This is a genomic window from Armatimonas rosea (assembly GCF_014202505.1).
In the GTDB taxonomy this organism is placed as follows: Bacteria; Armatimonadota; Armatimonadia; order Armatimonadales; family Armatimonadaceae; genus Armatimonas; species Armatimonas rosea.
On the sequence record NZ_JACHGW010000001.1, the window covers coordinates 427,641 to 442,121 of the forward strand.

Consider the following 14,481-nt stretch of genomic DNA (forward strand, 5'->3'; position numbering starts at 1 on the left):
CGCCAGTGCGTTCAGAAGTGCTGGGATGAAGACCGGGGTGAAGATTGCTTGGATGAGCTGGGTATGACACCAAACAAAGGACGGCTCCCTGTTGATATTGCGCCAAATCTCTATCAACGAGAGTGGGAGCGCGCCTACCGCTACGGCCTCGCTGAGGACGCCTTACAAAACATTTTAACGCGCATGGGGGCACCACAGGACCCTGACATTCCCTTAGTTCAGGTTCTATCGGACGAAGAGAATCTCATTATGAATCTCCTTTGGGCAATTGAGGCAATGTGTGATACGCATGAGGGGGCTGCCTGGGGGCTCACGGAAAATGTTCCGCATCGGCGTCCTCTATGGCTTTTCCTACCGTTTATTGCCAGTGTCGTCTGCCTCGGGCTTGCCGTCGTGACCAGCGAGCCACGCTGGTGCATCGGTTGGCCGCTTGGGTGTATCGTGGGAGTGGTGACCATCGAGTTCTGTAAACGCCGCGTCAAGGCGTTGCCTCCCTGGCGTTTCTCGCCTAAAGTTACCTTTCGCGACCTGGCGGAGAACATTTGGGAGACGGCGCGAAACCGTGCCGAAGAGATGCGAGAGGCGGCTGAGCGGTTTCGGCGAGGGGGAGACGGTACAATACCGGCGTGAGTACCAAACCTGTTACCGTGGCCCTCTTGCGCCCGGATTCGACGCGGCGTGAGGCCGTGGCTCTCTGTGAGAAGTTTGCGGAGACCGCCGAGACTGCCTGCGTTCTGCCGACCTGGGTCGCGGATGTGCTGGAGAGTGGCCTTGAGGTGGCGACCGTGATCGGGTGGCCGCACGGAGCCGCCAACACGCAGGCGCTCGGGATCGAGGCCGCGATGGCGACCGCCGATGGCGCCACGGAGCTGATCTTCTTTCCCAACCTCTCCGCCCTCAAGTCCGGCGCGGAGCTGCTCGTGGCTGATGCGGTGCAGACCGTGGTCGATGCCGCCGCCCCCACGGACTCGGAGGTGACCCTCTGGCTGCCGTGGGAGCAGCTCAAACCCTTGGAGCGTCAGTCGCTGGCTCGGCTTGCGGTGGAGTGCGGCGCGAGCGCGCTGCTGCTGCCCGTGGACGACGAAGAGTCGGCCAAGGCCTTGCGTGAGTTCCTCCCGGATGAGATCGGGATGATGATCGCGTGCACGTCCGATGCCCCAGCTGCGGCCTACGCGCACCGCTTGTGGAGGGACTGGGATGGAAAATCGTAACCCCGGAACGCCCCTCGACCTGGAGTGGGTCGCTGCCACGCGGATCAATCGCCCCGCGGTCGAGCGGCGTGTGGCAAGCCTTCCTGGCCGCCGCAGTGTCAAGAAGGACTGGCAGGCCGCGTGGCTCTTGCGGGCGATCTCCTGCATGGACCTAACCACGCTCTCTGGCGACGATACCCCCGGCAATGTGCGCCGACTCTGCGCCAAGGCCCGCCAGCCCGTGCGCCAGGATATCCTCGATGCGCTGGAGATCCCCAAGCTCACGGTTGGAGCCGTCTGTGTCTACCACGACATGATCGCCCCCGCAGTCGAGGCGCTCGCGGGCTCCGGCATCCCGGTCGCCGCGGTCTCCACCGGCTTTCCCGCCGGCCTCTCCCCGTTTCATCTGCGCGTCGCCGAGATCAAGGAGTCCGTCAAGGCCGGGGCGCAAGAGATCGATATCGTCCTCTCCCGCCGTAAAGTGCTCTTACAGGACTGGCAGGGTATCTACGACGAAGTGCGAGCCTTCCGCGAGGCCTGCGGCGATGCTCACCTCAAGACCATTCTCGCGACCGGCGAGCTGGGGACCCTCACCAATGTCGCGCGGGCGAGCCTTGTCTGCATGATGGCGGGCGCGGACTTTATCAAGACCAGCACCGGGAAAGAGCCTACCAACGCGACCCTGGGCAATAGCCTTATCATGGCCCGCCAGATTCGCGACTTCCACGAGCGCACCGGTCACGTGGTCGGCTTCAAGCCCGCGGGCGGCATCCGCACTGCAAAACAATCCCTCGATGGCCTGATCCTCATGAAAGAAGAGCTCGGCGTCGCCTGGACCAAGCCCGACCGCTACCGAATCGGTGCCTCGTCGCTCCTCTCGGACATCGAGCGCCAATTGGAACACCATGTCACCGGCCGCTACTCCGCCTACAACCGTCACCCCATGGCGTGATTATTCATCAGGCGGCTAAATCGGCCTGCTGTTGCGGCAAGACCCATGAATGGGCCTATAGGGTTAGTTGATGACCAAGGTAGAGAAGTTACGCTTGACAGAGCGGGTTCAAGGGGAAGTTGCGGCGCTTCGGGTGGAAAATCTCCTCTGTCGCCAGTATCTCGCCAAATCTGCGGCGGCGTTCTCTCCGACCAATTTTAATCGCTTCCGTGACATGCTCCATGGCGCTTGGTGGCTGATCGCGCTGGAGGCCTACGACGATGCAAAGCGGCTTCTGGATGCCCTCTGTGAAGTGGACGACGATTTCTACTGGATGTTTGAGTGGCTGGCATCCACCTTTGCCACGCGCGCGTGGCTCTACTCCCAGCAAGGTAACACAGAGGCGAGCCAGGCAGATGCCGAGGCGGTCTGTCGCTGGCTGGCACGTGATCCCAATGCCAAGCCTCTGCGCGTCGCGGAGTACCATAAAGCCCTAGAGCGTTGCGACATCTGGTACACCCCCGCCGAAAACGATAGCTCTGTAAAGAGTAGTGCCAGCATGCTATGTACGGCACTTACTCTACTTGTTCTGTACCAGCAAATGGCACAGGCTCGTGCGGAACCAGAAGAGGCGCAGGGCTACGCAGAACGAATCACGGTAGCTCTCGCTCTCCTAAAACAGAAACTCACAAGCACCTCCCGATGACGTAGAATAGTGCCATGTCTCTGAAGATCGCGACCGCCGCCTTGCGTACCTACGACATGCTCAAAGAGAGTCCCCGTGCGACCCCGCGCCGCTCGGATGCGCGCGACCCGGCGGTGCTGGAGGCGATCCACACGCGGATTCGGGAGCTGCTGGTGAGCTACCGCATCAGCAGTCAGATTGGGCAGGGGCGGCAGACCTTTGTCTTCTGGAGCGAGATCGAGCCCCTGGTGCGGGAGGGGGCCTTCGACGATCTCCTATGGCTTCTATAACTTCCCCCACCCGTGGGGGTCAGGGGGCCAGCGCCTCGATCACCTGGGGCTCGCGGCGGGCGAGGAGGTGGCCGGCGAGCGGGATGGAGAGGGCCCAGAGCAGGGGAGCGAGCCAGGGCTCCGCGGTGAGATAGGCCGCCACGAGCCCGATCACGAGGTAGAGAAGCCCGGTGGTGAAGTCCTGGCCAGGGTTGGTCTGCGCGGCCTTTCCCAGCGCAGGGAAGGGGAGAAAGAGGCTCACCACGTTGCCGAGCCCCAGCACGCCCAGAATCCAGAGACCGCCCGTCAGAAAGAAGCCCGCCAGTGCCCTTGCCGGGGGATGGGCGATCAGGGCGTACTCCGTGAGGGTGAAGCCAACACACAGGCTCAGGAGCGGGAAGAGGGCCAGGTTCTTGCCCAAGACCCAGCGCCAGCGCACACCCGGGAAGCTCCAGAGAAGCCGACCCGCCGCCGCCTCGGTTCCCCACTGGTTGCACGCCCGCTCCAGGAGCCAGAGCACGAGATAGAGGACGATCCCCGTGCCCAGCACCGAGTCCCAGAGCACATGCGAGACATTAACCGGATGGAGCGTGATCACCCCGACCACCACCATCACGGCGCTGGAGCGGCTGAGCACCCCCCGGAGCCGGGGCTCGCGCAGGAAGTAGGAGAGCTCCTTGCCCGCCATGCTCAGAGCCGGGCCACGCCGGAGGTAGCGGAGCGGGGAGAGCCCCACCCGGGCACCGTTGTTGCGCTCGGTCTCCACGCCCGCCCGCGCCGCCGCGAGCCGTCCTGCGAGGAGAAACGCCGCTCCCACCCAGACCACGAGGCCAAGGCTCCCCAGAAGATCGTGCTGTGCGGCAAGGCCCGGCGGTGTCAGCGAGAGCGCCAGAGCGGGCGGGCGCGGCAGGAGCACCGGTGTCGCGGCCTTGGCGGGGGCACGCACCACCAGAAGCAGGACGCCTGCTGCAACGAAGGGGATCAGGAGCGAGAGCCCCTCGCGCACCCGGCGGCTCCGTGCGAGCGCCCCGCCCAGAAAGAGCGTGACCTGCCCCAGAAGCAGGCCGCACAGGATCAGGAGAGCCAAGGGGACGAGCAGGCTCAGGCCAAAGTGCGCGGGGAGCGCCAGCAGGATGGGGGCCTGGATCAGTAGCCCAACCGGCTCCAGAAACGCTCCGACTGCCAGCGCCGCCGCCAGGGTCCGCGGGGTGATGGGGTAGTGCAAGAGCCGTGCGGGGTCACCCGAGCCAGGGAGGAGGGAGGTGAGGACGAGCGGGGTGGCGATGAGGCTGGCGAAGATCACCAGGAGGGTCGTGCTGAGCGGGAAGTGCTGTAGGTGGAGCGCGATCCGTAGCGTGGTGGGAACGCCAATCAAGAGCATCAGCACCGCACCGAGCAGGGCAGGCTTGCTATTAAGGTAGCCACGCAGGGTCAGCTTTGCACTGAGCGCGACAAGCAGACGAAAGCAGGCAAGATCGAGCACTCACTTTGTACGATTCCTAATCTTCTGACGTTCCCAGGGCGGTACAATAATGCCGCTATGAAGAAGACAATTGCCGATGTTGAGGTCGCGGGCAAGCGGGTGCTGGTTCGCGTCGATTTTAATGTCCCCCAGGACGACTCCGGGGCCATTACCGATGATAGACGGATCGAGGCGGCGCTGCCGACCCTCAAGGCGCTCCTAGACGCGGGCGCGGCGCTGACCGTGATGAGCCACTTGGGACGCCCCAAGGGCAAGATCAGCGCCAAGTACAGCCTCAAGCCGGTCGCAGAGCGGCTGGCGGCGCTGACCGGCGTGACCGTGAACCTGGCGACCGCCTCGGAAGAGGACCCGCTGGGGATCGGGACCGTCACCCCGGCACCGGGCGCGATCGCCCTGCTGGAGAACACGCGCTTCACCGATGCCGAGGAGGCCAACGACCCCGCGCTCAGCGCCAAGCTAGCCGAGCTAGCCGATGTCTACGTGAACGATGCCTTTGGTGCCGCGCACCGTGCCCACGCCTCCACCGAGGGGGTCGCGACGGTCTGCAAGGCGGCGGGCAAGCCCTGTGTTAGTGGCCTGCTGATGCAAAAAGAGCTGGACTACCTGGGCGGCGCGGTGATCAACCCGGCGCGGCCGTTTGTGGCGATCCTCGGTGGCAAGAAGGTCGCGGATAAGATTCCGGTGATCGAGAACCTGCTTCCCCAAGTGGACACGCTGATTATCGGCGGCGGGATGGGCTACACGTTTGTGAAGGCGGCGGGCTTTGAGATCGGCAAGTCGCTGCTGGACGCGGACTCGCTGGAGTTCTGCAAGACGCTTCTGGGCAACCCGAAGATCGCGCTCCCCACGGACTGTGTGACGGTCTCCGAGTTCTCCAACGATGCCGAGCGCATCACCGTGAGTGTCGAGGCGATCCCCGCCGACCGCGAGGGGCTCGATATCGGCCCCGATACCGCTGTGGCCTTCGCCAAGATCATCGCCGGTGCCAAGACCGTGGTCTGGAACGGCCCGATGGGGGTCTTTGAGTTCCCCAACTTCGCGGCGGGCACCAAGGCAATCGCGGAGGCACTGGCAGCGGCAACCGCCAACGGCGCAACGACCATCGTCGGGGGCGGCGACTCCGCGGCGGCGGTCGAGCTCCTGGGCTATGCCGACAAGATGAGCCACATCTCCACCGGCGGCGGCGCGAGCCTGGAGTTCCTGGAGGGCAAGAAGCTCCCCGGCGTCGAGGCGCTTGACGACAAATAGGTCCTTCGGTACAATAAGGGACTTCTGGGGCTTTCCTAAGGGAAGGCCCCTTTTCTATCAAAGAGGTGTCGGATCATGGATGACAACACGATGATTGTAGAAAACGAGTCTACCGAGTCTGCAAACAAGCGTATGGAGCCCACGCGCAAGCCGTCGGGGTTTTATAACAGCCGTCAGAGCGCCGAGCTCTCCCGTTCGGAGCAGATTGTTCAGACGGCAAAGCTCCCTGAACACAGTGCAAAGCTCACAGCACGAGGTGTGGGAGCCGATGTTGTCTCTGCGCTGGAGGAAAAAATCACCGATGCCCGTGAGCTGGCAGATATTGTTGCCCAAGGTGCTGGTAAAAAGCAGCGCTCTGCTCAGACCGAAGGCGATGCAAAGAAGCTCATGCTCCAGCAGGTCTATTCGATCCAAGCCGCCGCCCGCGTCAAATACGCCGACAGCGATCCCCTTGCCCTGCGTGACTATGGGATTGGCGGACGGCTCACCGCGCTCAACCGTGCCGACTTAGAGGCCCTTGTCAATGGCATTGCAACCCGCCTTGCACAAGATACCCTCCCCGGAATCCCCACCACTGCCGCTGCGGATTTGCGTAGCGCCATCGCCACCTGGAAGTCGGCTAATGCGTCGCAGTCTGCCACCACCGAAGAGCGCTCTACCGCCCGAAGTCGCCGTGATACGATGGTGCAAGAGATCAATGCCCTGCGCCGAAAAGTCCAGTTCGCCGCCGATGGTGCCTATCCTCACTGGGAACCCGAAAATGCCGCAATCCGAACAGCCTTTGGTCTTCCTAAAAACAAGCCTTTTGCAGGTTAGATTAATTGTCATGCTATGTACATAAAAAAGCTTGAGATCGAAAATATCCGTTCTATAAAAAAACTAGCCTGGGAAGTTGAAGAAAAAAACTGCCCAGGTTGGCATGTTTTTCTTGGGGAAAATGGAACTGGTAAAACTACAGTTGTTAGATGCTTCAGTATTATGGTGATGGATCGTGATACTATTTCAGCAATGCGTCAAGATTGGAATAGATGGCAATCTAATGCTTTTCTGGATTCAAAATCATCAGCTGCTATATTGATAGATGATGAGTATGATGATATACGTATTGATAAATCGGTTAATTTAGGTAAATATAGGAGTAATGCTAAATTTTATAATAAATCAAATTTAAAATCAGAATTTAAATTGGTCTATGATGAAGATAGGAATATAAGCGAAATACAAATACGCATTGTGGGAGATGTTGATGTTGAAATTGAAAATGAAAACTCAAGGATGGAATATTATAGACATGGTTTTGTCTCGTACAAAGGAATGTTTTGTTGCGCTTATGGGCCATTTCGGAGGTTTGAAGGAGGAGAAGTTAGTATAGAAAAGCAAAGTTCTTTATTCCGCAAAAATGAACAGTATCTCACAGCATTTGGCGAGAAGTATTCACTTTATGAAAGCTTATCATGGTTGAGAGAATTAAAATTTAAAGAATTAGAAAGCGGTGTGGATAGTGAAGAGTCAAAAATTTTGTTGAAGATTATTAACTTTATTAACCAGAATGATTTTCTTCCTAGTGATATAAAAATAGAATCTGTGAGTTCTGAGGGTATTAAGCTTATTGATAAAAACACAAACAACCTCAACATTGAAGATTTGTCCGATGGATATAGGTCGATTTTAAGCTTAGCTATAGATATTGTTAGGCATATTAATAAGAATTTTAGAGATCAAGAAATCTTTTATGAAGATAATGGCATGAAAATTATTAGTAAAGGAGTAATTCTAATTGATGAAGTTGATGCTCATCTTCATCCTACTTGGCAAAAGAAAATTGGTTTCTGGTTCCGTCGGGCATTTCCTAATATGCAGTTTATTGTGACAACACATAGTCCTCTTGTTTGTCAGGCGGCGGCGATGGGAGGGAGTGTGTATAAACTTCCTGCTCCTGGCTCCGATGAAGAAGGGCGTATGCTAGAAAGAGTGGAGCTAAATAAGATTCTCTATGGGGATATTCTCGATGCCTACGATACTCCTGCTTTCGGACTGCCAGACACACGCTCAGAGTTAGGCGAAGACATGATCGAGGAACTTGCACAACTCAATCGTAAGGAGCGCAAGACACCATTGACGCCGGAAGAAAAAGAAAGACAGGCAGAGCTTCGGGCAACCTTTCCTGCGCTCGCGAATGAGTAGTGTCTTATGGTACAGCTTCCCTCTCGTAGTTTGCCTGCTGAGACACTGAACCAACTGGCGCAGTGGCAACAGGGTATCGACGACCTACCGACGTTTGCGGAACGCAAGACGAAAGCTGTCTCCGAGTGGTCGGCACGTAATCGCATGACCGAGCCTGCGTTTGTTGTGGTTCGGGAGATTCTTGGGGCCATCGCGCCTGGAGCACGCGGCTGTGCCTACTGCGAAAGCTCGGTCGGGGATACGATTGATCACTTTCTCTCCAAAACACTCTACACGGATTTCACCTTTCGCTGGGCTAACTTTGTTCCCGCTTGCGGTAGCTGTCAGCGCGTCAAAAATAACACGGTGCTCATCTACCGTGCCGATACGGGCCAGCTCTATCGTGTTCTCGAAAATCAGGAGCCTCTTGCAGGAGACCCCGTTCTGATTCACCCACGGCAGGAAAACCCCTTGCAGTATCTCCGTCTACGTTTCCCCTCGTGCCGGTTTGAGCCACGCGCCGATGAAGGCACACAGGAATACGAACGTGCGAAACACACCATTGATTTTCTAAAACTTAATACGAGAGATTCACTAAGAACTGCTCGCGAGAATGCCTTCGGGAGCTTTAAGGCACGTCTCATAGAATACAAAACTAAAAAACAAGCCGAAGTACCGGAGGAGGAGCTACGCCAGCTTCAGCGCTCGCTACTCGGATGTAACTGGCAGGTTGTTTGGGAGGAGATGAAGTCCAACGTCCTCCATGAACCCGATCCCCTCCCGGAACTTGTCACCTTATTCCAAGATGCGGAAGAGGCGCTCACGTGGCACTGGCATGAAGTAGTGGTTTAGAAAAGTGGGGCAGTGATTCGATAGAGAAGCTAATGAAACGGAAAACCCCTCAACCCGATCCCGCAGAGCTAGGGCAAAACTTCTTCTATGGTATCGGGGGGCGGAAGAGCTACCGCAAGGCGTTTCCTCTTCTTCTGCAAGCGGCGGAGCTGGGGCATGTCCACTGCCAGAATGTGGTCGGATTTTGCTACGATAGTGGCTTCGGTGTGGAAAAAGATCGAGTCAAAGCCCTCTTCTGGTACGAGAAAGCCGCCGCAGGCGATCATCAGGTGGCTCTCTTCAATCTAGCACGGTGCTATGAGGAGGGAAAAGTGGTTGCACGAGACCTAGAAAAAGCACTGGCGCTCTACAAAAAAGCGGGCGCACTTGGCGATGTGCCTGCTGTCTGTAACATGGGGGTGATGCACTGGCTTGGGCAAGGCACGGAAGTAGACCTTGAGAAAGCGGCTCGCTGTATGCGCTATGCGGCGCAGAGAGGAGATGCAAAGGCGCAGTACAACTTGGGAGTCCTCTACGACGAAGGACTCGGGGTGGCGAAAAATCGACGCTGGGCGGCGCACTGGATGCGAAAGGCGGCAGCGCAAGGGCATCGAAGGGCGCAAGAGTATGTAGACACTTTATAGCATCAAGGAGGTAGGTATGCTGAACACAACACGGTTTGCAAACACGCGGCTGGATGGGTTTTCGGTGCTGGAGATTCAGAGCGAGGGGGTGACAGGGTTTGTCCCCCTCCGCCAAACGACTGTCACCGGGATCGTGGCCGGGCCCCTGGCGGAGCTGACTCAGGTGCAGACCTTCGCGTTTTCCAAAGCGGCGTTTGACGGAGCCATCGAGGCGCTCTACCGCTTTCCCCTTCCCGGCGACGCCGCCGTTTTGGGGGTGACCATTCGCTTTGGCGAGGTCGAGCTGGTGGCCGTGCTCCAGGAGCGTGCCGCCGCGGAGGCAGAGTACCAGAGCGCCAAGAGCCAGGGGCGGCAGGCAGCGCTCGTGACACGCGAGTCGCCGGATGTCTTCACGCTCCACGTCGCTGGAATCCTCCCCGACCAAGAGGTGCAAGTCACGACCCACTTTGTCCAGCTCGCGCAGGCGGAGGAGGGAGGCAAGTGGTCGCTGCGCCTGCCGCTGACGACCGCGCCCCGCTATATCCGAAACGCGGAGCGGCGCTCGCCACACGCCCGGGGCAACCCACTCTTTACCCTGCGCGATCCGGGACACCGTTTTTCTCTCGAGCTGACACTCAAAGGGGCGACAAGTGCCACGTGTAGTAGCCACCATCCGACACTCACCGTGAATGACGAGGGGCTGAGCCTACGTCTGGAGAGCGTCCTCCCCAACCAGGACTGTGTGATTCTCTGGCGCGCCGCCGCGTCGGAGAGCCAGATCGGGCTGCGTGTCTTTACCCACGAGAATGTCTTTCTCGCTCAGGTCGCGCCACCGCTGACGGCATCTTCTGCGGGGCTCCCACGTGAGGTGATTGTCCTGGTGGATCACTCAGGCTCGATGCAGGGAACAAAGTGGCGCGCCGCCGATCAGGCCCTGACCCGCTTTCTCTCGTCCCTGACACCCCAAGACCGCTTTGCACTGGGGCTCTTCCATAGCACCTGCCGCTGGTTCTCCCCCGAGCTCTCTCTCGCCACACCAAAGGCTATCGGTGAGGCAATTGGATTTTTAAAACGGCACCAGGATACCGGAGGAACCGAGCTGGGGGAGGCGCTGGAGCAAGCGCTCCGTATCCCCCGGACTGCTGGCACGGAGCTGGCCCGTCATGTCCTGATCATCACCGATGCGGAGGTGACGGACACGGGACGGCTTCTGAGCTTAGTGGAGCGCGAGGCACGGCGCGACCAGCGGCGGCGTGTGAGCGTGATCTGTATCGATGCCGCTCCCCACAGCCACCTTGTCCACCAGCTCACGGAGAAAGGGGGCGGGAGTGCCCACTTCTTGACCAGCGACCCCGAGCAGGACGACATCACCACCGCACTCGATAAGATCCTGCGGGAGTGGGACGCTCCCTTGCACACCGGGCTGACCCTGAGAGTGGGCACGTCTACCCAGGAGCTGGGCGATCTTCCCCAGAAGCGAGCCCGCTGGGTTGTCGGAGAGCTTCCCGAGGCCACGGAGGCACCCTTTACGCTGGAGAGCCAGGGAGAGGTCCTCGCCACGGCACTTCCTCAGCCTGGCCCTGCAGCCGTGAAGGCGCTGGTGGGAGTACGACGCCTCAACGCCTTGGACTATCTTCTCACAGGCCACGTACAGTCCGACGAGATTCGGCGCACGCTGAAGGCGCTCGGGCTACCCGAAATCTATGCGAGCGACGCTTCTGCCTCTCTCCGTAAGCTCTTGATCGAGGAGTCTCTTCGCACCGGGGTGATCTGCTCCCTGACCGCCTTTTCTGCCAGTCGAAAAGAGCAGGGGCAGGTGGTGACGGCATCGGTTCCCATTGCCAACGCCCACCCAAAGGGCTGGGCAGGTGCCTCGTCTATGGGAGGTAGCTTGGGAGCGATGGCCCTGAAATCGCTTGTGGATATGCCTGTGGGGACCGCGGATATCTGTCGCTCTGTGACACCGGCCCCAAAACAGGGATTCTTTGAGCGGCTACGCGGAGAGGCAAGGTCGAGGCATCCCCACAAGGCAGGCGAGCTCTTCGGGGAGCCCGACGACTCCGGTACCTACGATCTGGATGAAGGAGGCGCACTGGAGTGTGTCGCGTTCTCGGGCGTACCAAACTTTATCCAGGGCGAGGCACTCCTCTACGACAGCAAGGCGGGGCGGTCCAAGGCAGTGAGCGTGGGTAACTTTCTCACCGCGCTCCAGGTGCGCTACCCACAAGGTCCGCCCTACCAGCTCGATAGCGGGCTGGTCCTCCTCCTCTTCGTGGATAATCCCACCGTGCCGACGGTTCGTCTCCCGCTCAACGAGCTGCTACAGCAAGGCGGTAAGCGCTCGCTGGGCTTTCTCCAGATCCGTGGGGCACACGTGCGCTTGGTACTCGTGGACAAGAACGGCCACTGGGCCAGCGGTGCGCCATCGCTGGAGGTGCGGCTCGGGTAGTCCAGATCATCCCCCCCGCTCCCACCGGGGGGGATGCGTGGGTGTGATAGGATAGTCCTAATAATTTTGACCTCCCCCCGCCGCTGAGACGGCGACCCCCTCCGGCAAGCGAAGGGCGGTGGAGATGGGGAGTGGAAGGAAAATTCTTTGGAGATTGTTCTTGGCGGTCGTCGGAAGGCGCGACGCGCATACGGGTTCGACGAGGTGGCACTGGCACCAGGGCCGCTGGTGATTGATGCACGCGACGTGGATGTTTCCTGGGAGCTGGCAGGCCGCCGGATCGAGGTGCCTATCCTGGCATCGGCGCTGGATGGCGCGGTCAACCCGGCGCTGGCGATTGAGTTCAGCAAGCAGGGCGGGATCGCCGTGCTCAACCTCGATGGCATCCAGACCCGCTACGAGAACGCCGAGGAGATCCTCCAGAGTATCGCCGACCACGAGCCCGACGGTGTGATCGCCTACATCCAGAGCCTCTACAACGCCGCTCCGGTGCGCGCCGATCTTATCGCAAAGCGTGTCCAGGAGATCAAGGCCGCCGGAGGGATCGCCGCCGTGGCCGCCGCGCCGCACTCCGCACAGAAAGCCGCCGAGGCCGCCATCCCCGCCGGTGCGGACTTCTTCTTCATCCAGAGCACGGTCGGAAGTGTCCACTTTGAGTCGTCGGTGGTGCCCGAGTTCCCTGTCGCCGAGTTCTGCAAGAACTGCCCGATCCCGGTGATTGTCGGCAACACGGTGGGCTACCAGGCGACCATGGACCTGATGGAGGCCGGTGCCGCCGCGATCCTGGTGGGAGTTGGCCCCGGTCATATCTGCACCAGCCGCAAGGTGCTCGGGATCGGGGTGCCCCAGATCACCGCCACGGCCGACTGCGCCGCCGCCCGCGACGACTACTTCGAGAAGACGGGCCGCTATGTCCCGATCATCACCGACGGTGGCATTCGCAACGGGGGGGATATCTCCAAGGCAATCGCCGCGGGGGCTGATGCTGTGATGCTGGGCTCGACCATCGCCGCCGCGCAAGAGGCTCCGGCTCCCGGCTACTCCTGGGGTATGGCCACCATGAGCGCCGACCTGCCGCGTGGCACGCGCATCAAGGTCGGGGTCTCCGGGCCGCTCAAAGAGATCCTGCACGGACCGGCACACAAAGACGATGGCACGATGAACCTGGTGGGAGCGCTCCGGCTCTCGATGGGCTCGCTCGGAGCGCACAATATCAAGGAGATGCAGCAGGTCGAGATGTTTGTCGCGCCCAGCCTCCCCAGCGAGGGCAAGTCCCTCCAGCGCGCCCAAGGCGTCGGGTAGTAGGCGGTAAACGCCATCTCCCCGCGCCCGCTTCGCGGCCATCTCCCCGCGCCTTAGAGCGCTTCCCCTCTTCCCCTTTTTGTTCGCAAGCTCACGGGAAGAGGGGCTTTTCTTTTTTATCCCGTGCCTCTTCCTGTCACCTAGGCTCTTGCCCCTCTTCCTGCGAGGAACGAGCAAACCAGGGAAGAGGGGGGGCACGAGGAACGAGGGCGGGGGAGATGGCCCCGCGGAGATGGCCTCAAACGAACGCAGGAAAATTCCTTGTGTTGCGCGAATCCTGAGGCGTTATGAGCAATCAGATGAAATACGGCTCGATCGCGGGGATTGCAAAACCCGTCTCGCGCTTGGTGCAGGGCATCATTCAGGTCAACCGCAACGACGAAGCCATTGGCTTTGCGCAGCTCGACTCCGCGTTTGCGGCGGGCATCAACTGTGTCGATACCGCCTACATCTACGGCACCGATGCCTTCCTGGGCAAGTGGGTGCGCGAGCGGGGCATCCGCGACGATGTGGTGATCCTTGCCAAGGGCGCCCACGATAGCATCCGCAAGAAAGTCACCCCCTTCGATATCCAGCACGATCTCCACGAGACCCTGGCGAAGATGCAGCTCGACTATGTCGATCTCTACGTGCTCCACCGCGACGATGAGAACGTGGAAGTTGGGCCGATTGTCGATGTGCTGAACCTTCTGGTCAAGCAGGGCAAGATCGGGGCGTTTGGCGGGAGCAACTGGAGCACCGCGCGCCTACAAGCCGCCAACGACTACGCCGAGCAGACCGGCCAGATTCCGTTCACGTCGTCGTCGCCCAACTTCTCGCTTGCGGACCCGATCCGCGTCCCGTGGGGCGGCTGTCTGACGATCTCCGGGGACCAGTACGAGGCGGAGCGTGCGTGGTACAAGGCCAACCAGATGCCGATCTTCTCCTGGTCGAGCATGGCGGGCGGCTTCTGGTCCGGGCGCTTCAACCGCGAGGGTGTCGAGACCTACACCGAGGGCCAGGCCAAGCTGGTACGGGACTGCTACTGCTCCGATGCCAACTTCACGCGCCTCGACCGTGTCAAAGAGCTCGCCGATGCCAAGGGCCTCACCATCCCGCAGATCGCGCTGGCCTACATCTTCAACTACCCGATGAATGTCTTCGCGCTGGTCGGGGCTCAGAACCAGGAAGAGGTGGACACCAATGTCGCCGCGCTCAACACCGACCTCACGGAGCAGGAGCTTCTCTACCTTGATCTGAAGGCGGATAGTCCGGCTTAGGGGACGGCACTCCCGGACACTCCCCCCGGCTTCGTTCGTTCCTCACTA

14 protein-coding genes are annotated in these 14,481 nt (G+C 60.0%); 13 read left to right on the forward strand and 1 reads right to left on the reverse strand.

Features of this window, described 5'->3' with window-relative positions; all coding sequences use genetic code 11:
• Positions 1-48: 48 nt before the first annotated feature.
• From HNQ39_RS01855 to HNQ39_RS01875, 5 genes are all read left to right on the forward strand, one after another.
• Positions 49-630, forward strand: a complete 582-nt coding sequence (locus HNQ39_RS01855; protein ID WP_184192252.1) for a hypothetical protein — start codon at positions 49-51, stop codon at positions 628-630.
• Entirely contained in the window at positions 627-1,211 is a 585-nt protein-coding gene (locus tag HNQ39_RS01860; RefSeq protein WP_184192253.1) for a hypothetical protein, read from the forward strand. The genes HNQ39_RS01855 and HNQ39_RS01860 overlap by 4 nt, the downstream gene beginning before the upstream one ends.
• Entirely contained in the window at positions 1,198-2,142 is a 945-nt protein-coding gene (deoC, locus tag HNQ39_RS01865) for a deoxyribose-phosphate aldolase (protein ID WP_221289747.1), read from the forward strand. Before HNQ39_RS01860 ends, deoC begins: the two co-directional genes overlap by 14 nt.
• A gap of 94 nt (positions 2,143-2,236) precedes the next feature.
• Positions 2,237-2,827 (forward strand): hypothetical protein, encoded by a 591-nt coding sequence (locus HNQ39_RS01870; protein WP_184192255.1) that lies wholly within the window; start codon positions 2,237-2,239, stop codon positions 2,825-2,827.
• Between the two features lie 14 nt (positions 2,828-2,841).
• Positions 2,842-3,096, forward strand: coding sequence for a hypothetical protein (locus HNQ39_RS01875; protein WP_184192256.1), 255 nt, complete (start codon positions 2,842-2,844; stop codon positions 3,094-3,096).
• Positions 3,097-3,115: 19 nt separating this feature from the next.
• Here HNQ39_RS01875 and HNQ39_RS01880 read toward each other — a convergent pair whose 3' ends face one another.
• A complete protein-coding gene (locus HNQ39_RS01880; protein ID WP_184192257.1) occupies positions 3,116-4,558 on the reverse strand; it encodes a hypothetical protein in 1,443 nt (480 codons plus the stop codon).
• Between the two features lie 57 nt (positions 4,559-4,615).
• On the opposite strand from HNQ39_RS01880, the gene HNQ39_RS01885 reads away from it, so the two are divergent.
• The 8 genes from HNQ39_RS01885 to HNQ39_RS01920 all read left to right on the forward strand — a co-directional run bounded on the left by HNQ39_RS01885 (position 4,616) and on the right by HNQ39_RS01920 (position 14,433).
• Positions 4,616-5,806 (forward strand): phosphoglycerate kinase, encoded by a 1,191-nt coding sequence (locus tag HNQ39_RS01885; RefSeq protein WP_184192258.1) that lies wholly within the window; start codon positions 4,616-4,618, stop codon positions 5,804-5,806.
• A gap of 75 nt (positions 5,807-5,881) precedes the next feature.
• Positions 5,882-6,622 (forward strand): hypothetical protein, encoded by a 741-nt coding sequence (locus HNQ39_RS01890; protein ID WP_184192259.1) that lies wholly within the window; start codon positions 5,882-5,884, stop codon positions 6,620-6,622.
• 15 nt (positions 6,623-6,637) lie between these two features.
• Entirely contained in the window at positions 6,638-7,990 is a 1,353-nt protein-coding gene (locus HNQ39_RS01895; RefSeq protein WP_184192260.1) for an AAA family ATPase, read from the forward strand.
• Between the two features lie 6 nt (positions 7,991-7,996).
• The gene (locus HNQ39_RS01900; RefSeq protein ID WP_184192261.1) at positions 7,997-8,821 is read left to right on the forward strand and encodes an HNH endonuclease family protein; all 825 of its coding nucleotides are present in this window, start codon (positions 7,997-7,999) and stop codon (positions 8,819-8,821) included.
• Positions 8,822-8,853: 32 nt separating this feature from the next.
• Entirely contained in the window at positions 8,854-9,444 is a 591-nt protein-coding gene (locus tag HNQ39_RS01905) for a tetratricopeptide repeat protein (protein WP_184192262.1), read from the forward strand.
• A 16-nt stretch (positions 9,445-9,460) separates the two neighbouring features.
• Entirely contained in the window at positions 9,461-11,872 is a 2,412-nt protein-coding gene (locus tag HNQ39_RS01910) for a VIT domain-containing protein (RefSeq protein WP_184192263.1), read from the forward strand.
• A 147-nt stretch (positions 11,873-12,019) separates the two neighbouring features.
• Entirely contained in the window at positions 12,020-13,174 is a 1,155-nt protein-coding gene (locus HNQ39_RS01915) for a GuaB3 family IMP dehydrogenase-related protein (protein WP_184192264.1), read from the forward strand.
• Positions 13,175-13,461: 287 nt separating this feature from the next.
• Positions 13,462-14,433, forward strand: a complete 972-nt coding sequence (locus tag HNQ39_RS01920) for an aldo/keto reductase (protein ID WP_221289749.1) — start codon at positions 13,462-13,464, stop codon at positions 14,431-14,433.
• Positions 14,434-14,481 lie beyond the last annotated feature (48 nt).